Here is a 17,236-nt window from a genome sequence, read left to right as displayed (position 1 = left end):
TTCTGGACGGCAGTCGCCGACCCGGTGTTGCCCAACGATGGTGACACTCCTTGGTTTTAGTTTTAACCCAAACAAAATCAGAAGGAACTCCGAGTACAACTCGCAGCATGAGGCCACCACCGTCGACAACACCAGGTCAACGGCCGAAATATCTTCCACACGTGTGAATGAAAATGGAAAAATGTTCATGCCAGGGTTCGGGCACGGCAGCAACATCCCGCCTTTTTGCCCGATCGAGACCCAAACGGGGCAGGGTGAAGAATCTAACCTCCTTCACAAAAAAATATTCCGAAATCTTTCAGGATGCCACCAAAGGATACGGGTTTCACCGCAATTCGCCATATAAAACCGCCTTTTGCCCTAGTTTACTACCGCAGCAAAAAAATCAGTAACGGCTTGTGGGTCCTCTAATTAAGGTCCCAGAAAATGCGGGTGGTGCGCACGTCGTCGTCTTGCACGGTGCTGTAGTTGACGTTGTAGGTTTTTTCCTTGGCGGGATAGGTAAGTCGGGTAGGCGGCTGCGCAAATCCCGAAAGCGGCGCCTCAAAAAAGGAGAGTTGTGGATAGTTAGTACGGCGCTGTTCGGCCCACGCCTCAGCGGCCTGTAGCCAACCAAGGTGTGCCCACTTTTGCGTCCAGATCTTCGCCAGCCTTTCGGTTTGTGTGCCTTCGTAGTGAATGGCCGGTGTGTCGTGCACAAACGTTTCAAGGGCCGCCGTGGTAGGATGCACAAGGGGCAAGCGTGTGAGGATGTTGAGGCTGTTGAGGTAGTAATAAAATTCAATGGAGTGTTTGATGCCCTGTTCGTAGGAGTGCGCAGCATCGCCACCCCCCCATCGTTCGAAGGCTTCGGCCTTTAGAAAATCTGCTTCTGCGGCCGTCATCACCACACCCGGCAATTTCGAATTATAGAGAAACGTGGCCGAGTCCAGGATGGCATAGTTGCCCAGGCCGCGTTGCTGATCCACGCGCGTGAGCGTGAGCGGCATGGCGTTATAGTCTGTGTTGGGGCGAAACACGTTGTTTTCGATGGCGCCATATTTGTCAAACAACACCTCGATGCGTGGATCGTTGGCGGGCTTCAGCACCTGCTCCAGCAAAAAATAGGGTGCCGGAAAATTTGTCCAGTCGCGAAATGCGTCGTGCAGGTCGCCGGTAAAACTTGTGAGCGGCGTCAGCAGCACGTCGCTTGTTCCGGCCACATAGGTGCCGCTGCTCAACAAAGGATAGAGTCCCTCGTGGGTGAGCATCTCCATCACGCTGGCTTCGGCGGCGGCTTCGTTCACAAACGATGTGCGCATGAGCGCGCGCAGGCGCAGCGTGTTGGCATACCGTTGCCACCGGCCCACATCGCCCATCAGCAAAATGTCTTGCCGCACAAACCCTGAGCGTGAAGCGTCGGGAATGGCGGCGCTTTGAAAATAGAGCGCCGCTTCGGCCAACGCCGTGTTTGCTTCCGCATAAATGCCGGCGGCATCGTCGAATTTGGCATACACAATCTCTCCCGTTTTGTTGAGCAACCCCGCCTCGCTCAGCGGGATGTCACCCCACAGGTCCACCATCTCAATGGCATGATCATAGTATACGATGCGGGCGGCCTGCATATACACTTCCCATTTCTTGCGCTCCTCTGTGCCCATGGCATCGTAGAGTCTTTCCATTTCGCGGAAGTGCGCCACAACACCCGAACCATTTGCGCTGGGCCGGTAAAAATCGTCCCAGCGGTCCTGCACATATTGCCCGTTTTGCTGATACATCACTTCGCTGTTCAGAAATCCGACCGACTGTGAGTATACGCCAATGTGCCAGTTTACAAACGTGCTGATTTCCCAATACGAAGGTCGAACGCGATTGTCGTCGAGCAGCTTGGTGAAAAATTTATCGAGGGTTGGATCGCCCGTGCGGTCGGGGTTCAGATAACGGTCTGCCAGTTCCTGCTGGCAACCGGCGATGGTCAGCATCGAAAAGAAGAGCGCTATGGTGGTTCGTTGCCGCATGTGTGTCAGAAGCCGAGGTGAACAGAAAATCCGTAGCTGCGTGTGGCCGCGCCCGCACCTTCGTCCACGCTCTGGTTTTGCCAGTTGGTGCCCAGCGACGATTCGGGGTCAAGGTTCTCGAGCGTGCGCCACAGGTAGAACAGGTTGCGTCCCACCAGCGACAGCCGCACGGTTTGGAAATGCATCTTCGACGTCATCTTGCGTGGCAGCGAATAGCTGAACACAATTTCGCGCACTTTCACAAAGCTGTTCTTGTAAATCATGCCGTCTTCATTCCACGCATTGTTACCCCAGTCATACATGTTCAGATAATACGACGCGGCATCAATCACCTTTGTGTTGGGTTGGCCGTCTTCGCGCACACCTTCCAGCACAAGACCATCGTGATACACGGTGCTTCCCACCGGCGCCGCCGATCCGTTCAGCAGCACATTTTCGCCCTGGTCGTTGGTGTAGTAGGAAAGCCCGCCGTGTTCGGCATCGCGATAGTGTAGCGTGGTTTCAAATTGCCCTGCGGCCTTGCCATACTTTAAGGGAGGCGAAATGATTTGTCCGCCAAAGCTGTAGTCGATCTGTGCTTCGAGGGTGAAGTTTTTATAGAGCCACTGGTTTGTGACGCCGCCCGTGACACGCGGCAGAATGTTGCCCACTTTGCTGTAGCGGCTCTTGTCCATCACATAAAGTCCTTCGTCGTTGATCACATAGTTGCCGTTGCTGTCGGTTAACCGGGGGTGCACATAGATGTTGCCGATGGGTTGATTCGGTTCGGCCACCAACCGCACCGAGCTGCCTTCGAAATCGCGGAAGATGAGCTGATTGATGCCCTGCGTCAGATTGTTGAGCGTAGTGTTGTTCACTGCCGCGTTCACCGTGGTGGTCCACAAAATTTTCCGTGCCACGGGCGTCACCGACAAGCCAAGCTCCCAGCCGTGACTGCGCAGCTCGCCGATATTTGTGAGGATTCGGGTGGACCCTGTGCTGCTGGGAAGATCCAGTTTCAGAATCTGTCCTGCGGTGCGGCTCTCATAGTAGGTGAGGTCAATGCCCAGCTTGTTTTTGAACAAACGCGTTTCCAACCCCACTTCCAGTTCATGTTTGCGCTCGGGGCGGATGTTGTTGTTGCCATACAAGCTTCCGCTCGAACTCGCCGCAATCACGGGGCCAGTCACCGTTTGCAGATTGGTGATTTCATAGAGCACGTTGGCTTCATAGACCGGCGGCGCATTGCCCACAATGCCATACGACGCCCTGATCTTGCCAAAGTTGACAAAGGCCGGCAAGTCGAACGCCTCAGTGAAAACAAAACTGCTGTTCACCGACGGATAGAAATAACTATTGTTCGACGGTGGCAACGTAGACGAATATTCCTGGCGCCAGGTGCCCTCCAGGAAAAGCATGTCCTTGTAGCTGATGTCGGCCAAGCCCAGGAATGCATACTTCAGAATTTTTGATTGTGTGCGCTTTGTGTTCAGTGTGGCGTGAAAAGAATTGCGCAGGTCGAACCAGTTCTCTACCACCAGCCCGCCGTTGGTGCTGTTGGATTCGTCGTGATATAGTTCATTGCGCAACTGAAACCCGCCGCTCACCGAGACGCGAAAATCTTTCGCCAGTTTTTTGTCGTAGGTCAGCAACGCGTCGGTGTAGAAAAAAGAATAGCGTCCCTGTGCCACACCATAGGAGCCGGTGCTGCTGGCGCCATTGAAGGCGGTGGGGTATTCGTTGTATTGTTTTGTTTCCGTTTCGGCACGTGTCAGGTCATTGCCAATGCGACCGCGGAACTTAATATTTTTATGGATGTCATACTTCAGCGTGAAGCTGGTGATGATGCGGTTTTGCATTTCGTTCTCGCTGTTCTTCAACTGCTGCCACAACAGGTCCATCACCTCATAGCCACGCGGCGTGGTGAACTTGAGCGCCTCCTCCGGATTGCGTTGCGACTGACTGTAGGGCACCCACTTATACCCTTCGCTGGTTTGATATTTATCAAAGAAGTCGGACATGTTTTGTGCCCGGTTGAAGAAGCCCGAATAGCTCGACAACAAGCGGTTCACTTTCATGGGCCGGTTGTGAATGCGGCTGTTGGTGAAATTAACAACCAGGTCGGCCGTGAGCTTGCTGCTCAGCTTCAGGCTGGTGTTGAGGTTGAAGGTGTTGCGCGCCAGCTTGCCGCCCACCTGGATGCCCTCGTAGTCGTTGCGTGTGTAAGAGAAGCGATAGGTTAGCCGTTCAATCTGGTTGTTGAAGGCCACGTTGAATACCGAACTCAATCCCTGACGATAAAAGTCTTTGTAGTTGTTGGGCTGTGGCACATAAGGTTTCTTTGAGCCGTCCCACCACAACGCTTCCTGTCCCTGCATGGCCGGTCCAAATTGTGCATACGATTCAAATAACGGCCGGCGTGCATCGTCCACGCCATCGCCGTCGGTGTCCAGCATCACCCAGCCGTCTTTGTCGGCGCCCAGGGCCACGTTGGTGGCACGGTCATAGCCGGGGCCATACACGTTCTGATATTTTGGCATGAACGCCGCCTTCTCCACCGTCACAGAATAATTCACATCCACGCCCAGCCCGGCTTTTTTTGATCCTTTCTTGGTAGTGATGAGCACCACGCCGCTGGCGGCATCCGATCCATAGAGCGCGGTGGCGCTCGCGCCCTTCAGCACGGTCAGCGTTTCAATGTCGCCGGGGCTGATGTCCAGAATGCCGTTGCCACGCACACGCTGGTCGGTAAAATAATCGTCGTTGTTCAGTCCCGCAGCGCCTTTCTCGTTCGAGTCGCGCATCAGCACGCCGTCGATCACGTAGAGGGGTTGGGTGTTATAGTTCAGTGAATTAAATCCGCGAATCTGCATGGTCACGGCACTGGTTGCACCACCGGGGGCGGTGCGAATGCGCACGCCGGGCACCTTGCCATAGAGTGCCGATGCAAAGTTGGTGTAGCCCGCTTCGCTCACTGTGGTGGCCCCCACCGTGGTGGCGGCATAGCCCAGCGCTTTCTGGTCGCGGTTGATGCCCAATGCTGTCACCACCACCTCCGGCAGTGCATGCGGATTTTCTTCCAGCACCACGGCAACGGCATCGCTACCGGTCAGTGATACTTCCTGTGTGCGGAACCCCAGGTGCGACACCACCAGCGTGGTTGACGCATTGCGGGGCGCGGCCATAGAGAAGTTGCCATCGCTGTCGGTTATGGCGCCAAGGGTGTTGCCCTTCAGCATCACATTCACACCGGCCATGCCCACGTTGCGCACATCCTCCACGCGACCCGAGATCACGCGCAGGTCGTCGTCTTTTGTTTCCAGTGCCTGTGCAGAATCGGGCAACAAGGCATGGGCACGTGGACGAATGCGTGTGGGCAGCGGATAGATAATGTAGATTTTTTCGGCGATGTTGTGCACCCGGCGGAATCCCAGTTGCAGCGGTGTGAGCAATTCGGAAAGATAGGTTTCGATGTCGTCGGTCAGCAGCGGGAAAGGCTTGGAGAACTTACCATCGAGAAATTGTTTTTGAAACGCGAAGCTGACGCCTCGGCTGTGTTCGAGTTTTTCGAGAATGTCGACCAGGGGAACTTCGCCTTCTTTGGGCGTGGGAGACGTGAGCGGCACTTTATTTTTGCCGCGGAAGGCCATATTTTGAGCACAGCAAATGCCCATCATGCAAAAGCATGAAATAAAAGCCACGGCGGCTTTCATCCCCTTCTGTGATTGGCGACTCATAGGTCTTATGACTCGGTTAAAGACTCCCCCTTGTGTTTAATAACCTATTCCTTCAAACGCCAAGCTCCATTTTTATTGACGGATGACTATTTTGTTATTCTGATCCTCTATGTTCAGCTTGAGGGTTTGCGACAACACCTCCAGCAGTACGTTCAAATTGTTGGCGGGCACCTTGGCCGTTACGCGTTTTGCCAGCAGGGTCGTGTCTGAAACCATCACCGGTTTTCCATAGGTGTCTTCCAGGTCACGCACCACGTCGGCGAGCGGCGTGTCACTCATCACATATTGTTTGTTTGTCCAGGCAACGGTTTCTTCCGTGCCGGGTTTCAGTTCCACTTCGGTACGGCCGGGGATATATTCAATGCTTTCTCCGGGTTTCATCGTCACCTCCTGCAATGCCGTGTTAAAACGCACTTTGCCCGACTGCAGATAGACGGCCACCTTGTTGCGGCGTGTGCTCACGTTAAATTCTGTTCCCAGCACCAGGATGGTGGCTTCGTTTTGCGCGTGCACCACAAACGGTTTGTCGTCGGCAGTGTGCACCACGGTGAAAAAGCCTTCACCCTTCAGGGTAACTTCGCGGGTTGCCGCATCGTCCCAGTTGTCGTTGTAGGTCAGCGTGGAATTGGCATTCAGCATTACGCGTGTGCCGTCTTTCAATTCAATTTCTTTCACTTCGGCATAGGCCGTCTTAAATTCTGTAACGGCATTGCCGGCAAATCGATACACATAAACCAGCACCAGCAGGCCCACCAAGGCGGCGGCCAGCGAGGCATAGGCCACCCACTTGCCACGCGAGGGGCGCGCATCGGCATTGGCGGCTTCCATTACTTTCGACCATCCTTCCAGGTAAGCAGCGTTTGCTTCAGCATCGGCCGAAAGGCCCGACAACCGCACAAGCTCCATGGCTTGCGCAACATCGTGTTGTTTATCCGGATTTTGGCGCAGCCATTCCTGCCAGATTTGGTCCGACTGGGCATCCGGGTTTAGCACCCACTCCTGAAAACTCTTATCCAGCGCTAACGCTTCCACCGAATAGTCTTTATAATAATTCATTAAACAAAACAGTCTTTACGAATTTCAAGGTAGCAAAGCTAATTCGCTTCGCGATGCCTCCATACCACTTTCCACCAAATATTTCCTGCATCCACGCCCCAACCAAACTCCATAACCCCTTCTAAACGGCACACCGCCAACAATCTAATACCCCAAAAGGGAATTAATTTGACACAAAAACTCAACAGCAATCGAATGCAACGCCCCCTACAGAGGCCGCGGGGCATGTTAACCTTTTTTCAGGGAGAAACTGGGCGGAAACGCGCCCACTGCCAGCCCCTATTCCGATCGCAGGGATTTGACCGGATTTGTGGTGGCCGCCTTGATCGATTCAAAGCTCACGGTCAGCCAGGCGATGATCAGGGCCGACAGAAACGCGATTAAAAAAATCGACCAGTCGATCGTGACGTGATACGCAAAGCCGTCGAGCCATTGACTCATGCCGTACCACGCGAGGGGTATGGCAATTGCCGTGGCAATGAGAATGGGACGGGTGAAGGTGGCCGACAGAAGGTAGACCAGCTGAAACCCGGAAGCTCCCAGCACTTTGCGTATGCCCAGCTCGCGTGTTCGCCGTTCGGCGAGGTAGGCCGACAAGCCATACAGGCCAAGACACGAAATCACGATCGCCAGCACGGCAAACACATTGAACAAGCTGCCCAGCCGTTGTTCGGCCTTGTAGAGGTTGGCAATATCCTGGTCGAGAAAACTGTAGTTGAAAGGGTAGCTGGGATTGATCGTTTTGCAGATCTGCTCCAGTGCAGCAATGGCACTTTCCGTTTCGCCCGGTAGCGTGCGGATGATGGCATAGCCTCCCCAGGTATTGCGATTCAGGAACATGGGCCCGATCGTTTCCTGAACGGGTTTAAAGTTGAAGTCTTTCACCACGCCAATGATGGTTCGCTCCTGACCCCACACGGTGATCTTTGTGCCCACGGCCGACGCCAGCGGCATGTCCATAGTTTTTAGGGCCGTTTCATTCAACACGATGTTGACAGAATCTGCCTTGGCGTTTTCGCCATAGCCATGGCCTTCCAGAAAGGTTGCTTTAAAAACTTCTTCAAAATTTTCGTCGATGGCGATGTTGTAGAACAAGGGCTGCGTGTTTGGATCTTTCCCTTTCCACTCCACACTGATGGTGGCTCCCGACGATGTGGTGGGCAGGTCGGAGATGAACGAGTACTGGCTGGTGAGCCGGTTGTTTCCAAGGCTGGCGCGCAAGGCGTCATACTTCGACCACATCTCGCCCGTCATGGGCAAATACAAAAGATTCTCTTTGTCGTAGCCGAGGTTTAATTGCTGGATATATTTCAATTGCCGATACACAATGGTGGTGCCCACGATGAGTGAAATGGACACAGCAAACTGAATCACCACCATGGTGTTCCGGAACAAACCGCCGGACTTGCCACCCGAAAAATTTCCCTTCAACACCGTGGCCGGAACAAAACCAGAGAGGTAGAGCGCAGGATAACTTCCTGCCAACAATCCCGTGATGACCGTAATGCCCAGAAGACCGCCGATGATTTTCACATTTGTGAAATCAAGCGCAAGATTTTTTCCACCAAGGGTATTGAAGTAGGGAAGCACGAGATAAATGATCAATAATGCCAGGACAAGTGAGAGCAACGCCACCACCAACGACTCGGCCAGGAACTGCCCCATCAGGTGCGGACGTATGGCACCCACAACTTTGCGCAGGCCAACTTCCTTGGCCCGCCTTGCAGCACGCGCCGTGGCAAGATTCATAAAATTGAGACATGCCACCACGAGGATGAACACGGCCACCACCATAAAAATGTATACGTTCTGTGCATTGCCATGCCCTGGAATGTCGGCCAGAAAATTGGAATAGAGGTGAACCTTTGTGAGTGGCTGCAACACAAAACTTACTTTCAGCACGGTCTCATTCTTTTTATAGATCGCCTGCATTTTTTTTTCGATGTCGGCAAGGGCCGACGCCGACCGTTGCACTTTGTCGTTAAGCTTTATGTAGGTGTAATAGTTAAAATTGTCCCAGATGTTGTTCTTGAGGTCCTTGTTTGTGCGGGCGAGGAAACGCATCGGCTGCACAAAATCAAACTGCAGGTGAGAGTTGTCGGGAACATTGGCGATGACACCGGTGACGGTGAAATTATCTTTGTCGTTTTTCCGGATTGTTTTCTCCAGCACGTCGGTGCTGCCGAAATACTTCAGAGCCATTTCTTCGGTGATCACAACGCCCTCCGGATTTTGCAGCGCAGTTTCTTTGCTACCCTTGATGAAGGGAAAGGTGAACAGGTTGAAGAAATTCGAGTCGGCATAGATCACACCCTTCTCTTCAAATTTCACATCACCCACCTGGATCAGGTCGCGATTTAATCCGGAGATGCGAACGGCGTCTTCCACTTCGGGCAACTCGGCCTTCACGGCAATGGCCAGGGGCGCGGACGACACGGCGGCATGCACCTTCATTTCGGGCAGGGTTGCCGTGACCCGGTAGATGCGATCAAAGTCGTTGTGAAATTTGTCGTAGCTCAGTTCATCGTTGACCCACATGCCAATGAGGGCGGTGCAGGTGATGCCCAGGGCAAGCCCCAGGATGTTGATGAACGAAAAGCCTTTCTGGCGGAGAAGATTCCGGATGGCGACTTTGATGTAGTTGGTGAGCATAAACGGCCGGTTGTTTGAACTTAGACGCCCGAAGTTACCGGAACGTTGCACAGCCCCAAAGGTTGATTACGTGAGCGGCGCCACCTTCACTTCTTGCCCGTTTTGATTTTCGAAATTGTTTCGCCTTTGACCTTCGCCGGACTTTCCATGTCTTTAGTAGCAAAATCGACGGCCGATTTCAGCAGGGCTTTCACTTTGGGGTTCCTATAGTCTGCAGGCATCCCGATGGGAATATGCCGTATCAAATTTCCCGTTCCTACCAATAACGTATGGGGATCGTTGATCAACGTTCCTTTTGTAAATCCGAGGTTCAAATGATTTGTGTAGATCGGCAACATGCAAAACGCGTCCGAGAGTTTGTCGGAAATCGAGAACACCGACGTTAAGGCATGCGTGTGATAGAGGAGTTCGTTGCTGTTGGGATAAAGACCAAGAATGTAGTGACGGATGTCGACAAACAAATCGATCAGCGGCTGTTCTTTCATCTCGAGAAAGTAGAGAAAGTCGGGATGGATTTTTCGGGGCTTATCCATAGTGGTTAAAAATTAGAGAGAGATTCTTATCGCGCGCTGTTGTCGGCCTGCATTGCGCAAACCAGGTTGCCCTCGGTGTCGAGAAATTTTGTTATCCATCCCACATAGGGAATCGCCGTTTTAGGCATCACAATTTCACCGCCGCCGCGCGTCACTCTTTCCACTATAGCGTCCACATCTTCCACAGCAATTGTGCACTCCAGGCCAATGATCTTTTCTTTCACCGACGAATAGTTTCTGGACTGCAGGGCGCCAATCAATTCTCCGGATTCAGTATCGTCGGTTTTGATTTGGAGGAAATCGGGTGGCCCATAGGATGCGAATCCCCAGTCAAACACATGGGCATAAAAATTCTTTGCCCGCTCCGTGTTGTCGGTGTGGATGGCGAAATGTATCAGCTTGTTTTTCATGGATTAAATTTAAGGGTATTGTGGTATTATTCTTAAGCCTTTTCCAAAAGGTATGAATGGCGAGGGCAAACATCGTGTCGACCAAAGCACAAAGCGTTCCGGCGTAGTGGCGCGAACTTCTTTTTGGCTTGTTTCATAGATCTTAGCCACAAAATCAGCTACCAAGTTTCTTATGCCACCCTCCCATGATTATGTGATACCGCGGTAACCGGAGTTGCACGATATTTACAGGACTACATGGTGATTCTTCTCATCACGTGGTTGGTTTTATTCTATCGGCATAGTCTCCACAAACGAGATTATGCCTTTTATTTTATTGGTCACTACACACCCCGACCTCATTCCTGACAAATTCCTATCTACGTACATTCACGTACGTAGATACGCCTTAGTCTGCTGTGCTGGCAATTTGTATTTTGCCTGATCTCATCCAGCCCCTCATGAAAGCTGTATCCAAGTCGAACAACTTTTCTTTTGCCCTCACCGACATTCCCTTTCCTGCGGTCGTTCATCGGGTGGATAACGGAGTGGTGATGCAGCTCAACAGCGAGGGAAAAAAGTTTTTCCGGCTAAAAAGTACAAAAAAGAATCTCACGCTCAGCACCCTTTGGTCGGGCACGCCTCCGGACGCGTCCGTGGGTCGGGCAAAAACATTTACGCGATTTGGTCCAATCGTGCACCACGCATCCACGGGGAAAGACACAACCGTGTTCCTGTTGCGAAAGCGAATCCAACTTCATGGCATGGATTGCCTCCTTGACTATCTGGAGCTGCCGTCTTCGCTACAGCATGAAGATGCGCTACAACAAACGCAGCAAACACTCAACCGTAGTCAGTCCATTGCCTCAATCGGCAGTTGGGAGATGTATGGCAACTTCAACGAAATCCGCTGGTCCGACGAATTCTATCGCCTGCACGGTCTGGCGCCGCAGTCGGTGAAACCTTCCACACGCCTGCGCCTCTCGATGGTGCATCCAAAAGATCGCGCCAAAATGCAGAAGGCCATAGACGACGCCGTGCGTCTTGGCAAACCCTATGCGCTTGAAAAAAGAATTGTGCGACCCGACGGCACCGTGCGCTGGGTGCTGTCGCAAGGCGAAGCCACGCTGGACGAGCACACCGGCAAGCGGAAAATTTTCGGCACATTGCTCGACATCACCGCGCGAAAGGAAACCGAAGAGATTCAACACAAACTCACCCAATCGCTCGCCGATTTTCAAGACGCCATCGAAAACACCGCCGTGGTGTCGCGCACCGACAACACCGGACGCATCATGGACGTGAATGCAAACTTCGTTGGCCTTTGCGGCTATAGTCAGAAAGAGTTGGTTGGCAATCACTATGGCGTCATCAACAGCGGCCATCACTCCCGGGTGTTTTGGGCTGACTTGTGGCGCACGCTGAATGCCGGGAAAACGTGGCGGGGAGAAATCAAAAACAAGGCGAAAGACGGTACCTTTTTTTGGGTCGATGCCACCATCATTCCCGTGCGCGACGGCACCGGAACAACAACAGAGTTTTTCGCCATCGAGCACGACATCACGGCACGGAAAGAATCTCACGATGCGTTGTTCCTCTCCTACTCCAGCCTTCGCGAAACACTGCTCTTTGCAAAAATGGGAAGTGCCGAACTTGATCTCAAAACTTTTCAATTGTCCATGAGCCGGGAGTTGCTCGAACTGCTGGACATCGATTCCACAAAGCCGATCGTGATTCCCTTTGCGCAGTTCATCGCACAATATGTTCATCCGGATTTCCAGGCCGTGATTGGCGAGAAAGTGAAAGAAGGCATGGCCGATCCGGCCGCGGTGAAAACGGAAGTGAACGTTTCCTTTGCCATGATCACCGCCACCGCGCGCGAAATATGGATGGAGGCACGCGGCATTTTTAAAGGCACAACCGCGCTGGGCATTCTGCAGGATGCCACCGATCGCAAGCGCGCAGAGCAAACGCTACAGGAATCATCCCAACGCGTCATCTCGCTGGCCGATAACATTCCCGACGGCCTCATCTATGAATACTGGACAAACATGGCGCGAACAGAAGCGGGGTTCACGTATGCAAGCCAGGGCGTGGAAAAAGTTTTTGAGTTAACTGCAGACGAACTCATACACGACGTGGGTGTAGGCCTCGGCCTGGTTCATCCCGACGATCTTGCTGCGGTGAAGGAGGCCACCAACATTTCCATTGCCACCCTGAAAGGACTGGACGTTGACTATCGGATCAACGTACGCTCGGGGAAACAAAAATGGGTGAAGACAAAGGCCACCCCACACCTGCGTCCCGACGGCACGGTGCACTTCATCGCCATCTGCATCGACATCACCCGTCAAAAAAAACTGGAAGCTGAACAAGCCACCAATCGCTTTAAACTACAAAACACACTCGACAACCTCATCAGCGCCGTAGTGGTGGCTTCGCCCGACGGCAAAATTACCTACGCCAACAAAAGCGCACTCTACATCCTGGACACCACCGCCGATGAGGTGACGGAGCATTACTTTCACAATCCGGTCTGGAAACCCGTGGATGAAACCGGGCAACGTCTTGCTCCGGAAAATCTTCCGCTTTCCATTGCACTCACCAAACAACAGGCCGTGGGCAATGTGCTGCATGGACTTCAACATGAAAACGGTTCGATGAAATGGATCTCGGTAAATGCCGCCCCGCTGCTCGACGAGGCAGGCCGCATGTATGCTGCGGTGTCCAGCTTTATCGACATCACCGAGAGCCGTGCGGCCGAGTTGAATCGGGAGAAATCGGAAAACGAACTGCGTGCCATTATTGAAGCCTCGGCCTATGCCACGGTGTTGCTGGACCCGCAAGGTGTTGTTCAGAATTTTAATGCCTTCGCTTCCCGCAATGCAACATTCATCCTGAACCACGCGCTCGAAAAGGGCAATCATTTTTTAACAGTCATCCCACCCCTGTTTCAAGCCGATTTTTCAACCAATTTTGCGCGCGCATTGCAGGGTGAAAAGGTGTTGGTGGAACGTGAAATTCAAAACGTGAACCAACACAAGCTGTGGCTGGAATTCCTGTATCTGCCCGTGTTCAACAAAGCGATGGAGGTGACGGGCGTTACCTTTAACGTGACAGACCTGACGCAAAAAAAAGAAGCCGAAGCACACTCGCGAAAACGTACGGAGCAGATCCGCTTCGCGGCACGGCTCGCGCGCTTTGGGGAATGGGAGCTGGATTTGGCGACACACCAATGTCGTTGGTCCGACGAAGTTTGCCGCATTCACGATGTTGCTCCCGGCTATTCGCCCGGGCTGGAAGAAGCACTCAGTTTTTATACAGCCGATTCGAAGGTGCTCCTCCGGCACGCCATCCAAAAATGCATTGACGACGGCGACTGGTATGACATGACCCTTCAAATTGTTTCGAAGGCCGGCAAGAAAAAATGGATTCGCACGGTTGGTGTCTCTGAGAGAATAAACAATCGCGCCGTGAAATTATACGGCCTGTTTCAGGACATCGACGATGTGCGTCAAAAAGAGGAAGAGTCTGCGCGCCTCGCCCTCATTGCCAAGCGCACCGACAACCTGGTGGTGATCACCGATGCCGACCGGAAAATACAATGGGTAAATGAATCGTTCACCCGCACCACCGGCTACACTTCGCGCGAGGTGATTGGAAGGACCACGGAAGATTTTCTGTATGGCCCGGAAACACTGGCCGAGACCGTGACCATGGTTCATGAAAAACTGGCGCGCAAAGAGCCAGTGAAATTTGAAATCGTTCATTATAAACGCTCCGGCGAAACACACTGGCTCGACGTAGAAATTCAACCCGTGTTTGGCGCCTCGGGCGAGCTGGACTATTTTATCGAGATCCAGTCAAACGTTACGGAACGGAAACAAGCAGAAGAAAATCTACAGCTCACACAGTTGGGATTACAAAAGAGCTTGCAGGAAAAAGAAAGTCTTATCAAAGAAATCCATCACCGTGTTAAAAATAATCTTCAACTCATCTCCAGCATCCTGTATCTGAAGATGAGCGGCATGCACCAGTCCGATATGAAAGATTTTCTGGAGGACACGCGTCACAAGATCCGCTCCATTGCACTCATTCATGAACGCCTGTTGCAATCGGGCTCGATGCACCAGGTGGACATTGCTGATTACCTCAGCAAATTGATTCTCGATTTGCAAATGACGGTGATGACCCAAACGCTTGACCTCAGCATCAACGCACACATCGAGCCTACACAAATCAGTTTGGACCTGGCCATCAACTGCGGACTCATTTTGAACGAGCTCATCACCAATGCCATCAAACATGCATTCAAAGACCGGCGCGAAGGCACCGTGTTTGTGAGCTTCAACAAAACCGCCGAAGGTTTTCTCTTCACCGTGGCCGACAACGGTTCCGGGTTGCCCGAGTCGGTCTATCCGGGCAAGGGCAGCTTTGGCATGCAACTGCTCGACGTCTTTCTGAAACAGCTCAAGGCATCGGTCAGCATCGAGCGTGGGCAGGGAACAAAATACTCCATTACCTTTTAAAATTCTTTCACAAACAATCGTGCAGGGTGTTGCGTTAATTCCACACATGTTCGTGCGACTTTGCTTTGCACGAGACAGCACCGGCTACTGCATCCCGCTTTTAACTCTAAAAAGGCGCTTCTGATTCAGAAATATTGAATTATGTTACATGGGTGACGATTGACCTAAAAAACGCTTTTAGGTTGGTTTAGGATGGCCCATTATTATGGAAATTTTTAAGTATATTTAACATAAGTCAAGTTAGGGGTTATGTCAAAAGCAAGAATACTTATCGTAGAGGATTCTATCATAGTCTCAATACATTTACAGTCCACACTGGAGAATGAAGGGTATCGTGTGGTCGGGAAATGCGACTTCGCCGAACAAGCCCTGGAACACATCGAGAAAGATCGCCCCGACCTTGTGCTGATGGACATCATGCTGGCCGGAAAAATGGATGGCATTGAAGCGGCGGGCATCATCAAACAGAAATACGCCCTTCCGGTTATTTACATCACCGCACTCACCGACAAAGACACCATTCAGCGCGCGAAGGTCACGGAGCCCTATGGCTATCTCACCAAACCTTTTGAAGATCGCGAAATCTTCACCGTCATCGAGATGGCGCTCTACAAACACACCATTGAATTGAAGCTTCGCCAAAGCGAAGAAAAATATTTTTCGACCGTCAATTCCATCAGCGACTCGGTGATTGTGATTGACCGGAACTACTGCATCACCTACATGAACCCCAGTGCCGAAGCCGTGATTCAATGCACCGCCAAAGAAGCGTTGGGAAAACCCATTGTCGACATCCTGCAGCTGCGCGATATGATGACGGGTGAGTTTCCGGTAAATCCCATCCAATGTCCGCTGGCGGGTGTGAACCTGAACACAATGCCCGAAAACCTGGTGCTGATCGGCAAACACGGCAACGAGCAGCCCATTGGCGAGAGCAGCCTTAGCCCCATGCTCGACAACAAGGAGAATTTTATAGGCCTCATTGTGGTGTTTAAGGATTTGACGGAAAAAAAAGAATACGAACGCCTGGTGAAAGACCTGGAGAAACATCGCATGGCCGCACTCCTGGAAGGCCAGGAAAAAGAGCGGAGCCGCATCGCTAAAGATCTTCACGATGGTTTAGGGCAGACGCTGAATGCTATCAAGATGAACGCCAACGTCATCGTGAAAGATCACAAGGAAGCGTCCAACCTCTATCAGCTCATCGACGAGGCCATCCAGGAATCGGTTCGCATTTCCGAAAACCTGCTGCCCGCAAAACTGAAAGATTTCGATCTGGCCACCTGCCTGCGCTCGCTTTGCAACCAGGTTGACCGCACCGCCGAAGCGCACGTCTATTTTGTGAACACGGGCGATCGTCGCGAGATCAAACAGCCACAGAAAATCAATTTCTATCGCATTGCGCAGGAAGCCCTGAACAACGCTGTGAAACATTCGTCGGCACACCAGATCACCCTGCAGCTAAACGAAGAACCGGACTTTATCCGCCTGACGGTGGAAGACGACGGCCGCGGCCTGTCGCGCCAGAACAACCTGGACCTTTATAAAAATAATGGCATGGTCAATATCCGCGAGCGCGCCGAAATTATGGGAGGCAGTCTCACCATTGAAAGCGACACCAACCGCGGCACGTTGCTCATTGTAGAAGTTCCCCTCACCGTTAACGCCCGCTGACATGGAGAAGCACAAGATCCTGATTGCCGACGACCACTCCATGATCCGCGATGGCATAAAAACCCTGCTGAAACAAAACAAAAGCTACGAAGTGGCCGGCGAGGCCGTGAACGGGCGCGAGGCCGTTGAAAAATACAAAGCCCTTCGTCCCGACCTGATCATCATGGACATTTCGATGCCCGAACTGAACGGCATGGAAGCGGCCAAAGAAATTCTGACCGAAGACCCCACCGCCCGCATTGTGATGCTGTCGATGTATGACGACGAAGACTACATCAGCCTCTGCATGGAATATGGCGTGAAGGGTTATGTGGTGAAAAATGAAACCGGGAGTGAACTTGACTATGCCGTAAAAACCGTGCTGAAGGGACAAAACTATTTCAGCAACCAGGTGCAGCAGGTGATCTTCAAAAAATATTCAAACAACGTTACCCGCAAAAAACAAAAAGAACCCGAGGTGAACCTCACCACGCGTGAAGTGGAAATCCTGAAACTGATCTCCGAAGGGCTCACCAGCCTTCAAATGGCAGACAAACTTTTTATAAGTCCCCGCACCGTGGAAACCCACCGCGCAAACCTCATGAAAAAGACAGGCGCCAAAAATTCCATCGAATTGGTGAAGAAGGCACAAGCTACAGGCCTCCTGTAAACACGTCGCACGGCATTCCTTTCGTTGTCAACACAAATGTT

General features: G+C 52.2%; 9 protein-coding genes. 3 read left to right on the top strand and 6 right to left on the bottom strand.

Features of this window, described 5'->3' with window-relative positions:
- Positions 1 to 407: 407 nt before the first annotated feature.
- From JI741_RS07765 to JI741_RS07740, 6 genes are all read right to left on the bottom strand, one after another.
- A complete protein-coding gene (locus JI741_RS07765; protein ID WP_202008476.1) occupies positions 408 to 1,997 on the bottom strand; it encodes a SusD/RagB family nutrient-binding outer membrane lipoprotein in 1,590 nt (529 codons plus the stop codon).
- Between the two features lie 5 nt (positions 1,998 to 2,002).
- Positions 2,003 to 5,713, bottom strand: a complete 3,711-nt coding sequence (locus tag JI741_RS07760) for a SusC/RagA family TonB-linked outer membrane protein (RefSeq protein ID WP_202008475.1) — start codon at positions 5,711 to 5,713, stop codon at positions 2,003 to 2,005.
- A gap of 72 nt (positions 5,714 to 5,785) precedes the next feature.
- Entirely contained in the window at positions 5,786 to 6,769 is a 984-nt protein-coding gene (locus tag JI741_RS07755; protein ID WP_202008474.1) for a FecR family protein, read from the bottom strand.
- A gap of 279 nt (positions 6,770 to 7,048) precedes the next feature.
- Positions 7,049 to 9,421 carry an ABC transporter permease gene (locus tag JI741_RS07750; protein WP_202008473.1) on the bottom strand — a complete coding sequence of 791 codons (2,373 nt, stop codon included), beginning with the start codon at positions 9,419 to 9,421 and terminating at the stop codon, positions 7,049 to 7,051.
- Positions 9,422 to 9,507: 86 nt separating this feature from the next.
- Entirely contained in the window at positions 9,508 to 9,954 is a 447-nt protein-coding gene (locus JI741_RS07745) for a DUF1801 domain-containing protein (protein WP_202008472.1), read from the bottom strand.
- A gap of 26 nt (positions 9,955 to 9,980) precedes the next feature.
- Positions 9,981 to 10,364 carry a VOC family protein gene (locus JI741_RS07740; protein ID WP_202008471.1) on the bottom strand — a complete coding sequence of 128 codons (384 nt, stop codon included), beginning with the start codon at positions 10,362 to 10,364 and terminating at the stop codon, positions 9,981 to 9,983.
- Between the two features lie 440 nt (positions 10,365 to 10,804).
- On the opposite strand from JI741_RS07740, the gene JI741_RS07735 reads away from it, so the two are divergent.
- The 3 genes from JI741_RS07735 (at position 10,805) to JI741_RS07725 (ending at position 17,195) form a co-directional block, all read left to right on the top strand.
- Positions 10,805 to 14,872: a PAS domain S-box protein gene (locus JI741_RS07735; protein WP_202008470.1), complete on the top strand. Its 4,068-nt coding sequence runs from the start codon at positions 10,805 to 10,807 to the stop codon at positions 14,870 to 14,872.
- 249 nt (positions 14,873 to 15,121) lie between these two features.
- The gene (locus JI741_RS07730) at positions 15,122 to 16,546 is read left to right on the top strand and encodes a response regulator (RefSeq protein ID WP_202008469.1); all 1,425 of its coding nucleotides are present in this window, start codon (positions 15,122 to 15,124) and stop codon (positions 16,544 to 16,546) included.
- A 1-nt stretch (position 16,547) separates the two neighbouring features.
- Positions 16,548 to 17,195: a response regulator gene (locus JI741_RS07725; protein WP_202008468.1), complete on the top strand. Its 648-nt coding sequence runs from the start codon at positions 16,548 to 16,550 to the stop codon at positions 17,193 to 17,195.
- Positions 17,196 to 17,236 lie beyond the last annotated feature (41 nt).

Origin of the sequence: Chryseolinea lacunae (assembly GCF_016735595.1) — a bacterium.
Taxonomy (GTDB): Bacteria; Bacteroidota; Bacteroidia; order Cytophagales; family Cyclobacteriaceae; genus Chryseolinea; species Chryseolinea lacunae.
This window is presented reverse-complemented; position numbering and strand designations above follow the sequence as displayed.

What these genes read in the sequence shown, in the direction of transcription:
- JI741_RS07765 (WP_202008476.1), bottom strand. Translation starts at nt 1,997, where the DNA reads ATGCGGCAACGAACCACCATAGCGCTCTTCTTTTCGATGCTGACCATC.
- JI741_RS07760 (WP_202008475.1), bottom strand. Translation starts at nt 5,713, where the DNA reads ATGAGTCGCCAATCACAGAAGGGGATGAAAGCCGCCGTGGCTTTTATT.
- JI741_RS07755 (WP_202008474.1), bottom strand. Translation starts at nt 6,769, where the DNA reads ATGAATTATTATAAAGACTATTCGGTGGAAGCGTTAGCGCTGGATAAG.
- JI741_RS07750 (WP_202008473.1), bottom strand. Translation starts at nt 9,421, where the DNA reads ATGCTCACCAACTACATCAAAGTCGCCATCCGGAATCTTCTCCGCCAG.
- JI741_RS07745 (WP_202008472.1), bottom strand. Translation starts at nt 9,954, where the DNA reads ATGGATAAGCCCCGAAAAATCCATCCCGACTTTCTCTACTTTCTCGAG.
- JI741_RS07740 (WP_202008471.1), bottom strand. Translation starts at nt 10,364, where the DNA reads ATGAAAAACAAGCTGATACATTTCGCCATCCACACCGACAACACGGAG.
- JI741_RS07735 (WP_202008470.1), top strand. Translation starts at nt 10,805, where the DNA reads ATGAAAGCTGTATCCAAGTCGAACAACTTTTCTTTTGCCCTCACCGAC.
- JI741_RS07730 (WP_202008469.1), top strand. Translation starts at nt 15,122, where the DNA reads ATGTCAAAAGCAAGAATACTTATCGTAGAGGATTCTATCATAGTCTCA.
- JI741_RS07725 (WP_202008468.1), top strand. Translation starts at nt 16,548, where the DNA reads ATGGAGAAGCACAAGATCCTGATTGCCGACGACCACTCCATGATCCGC.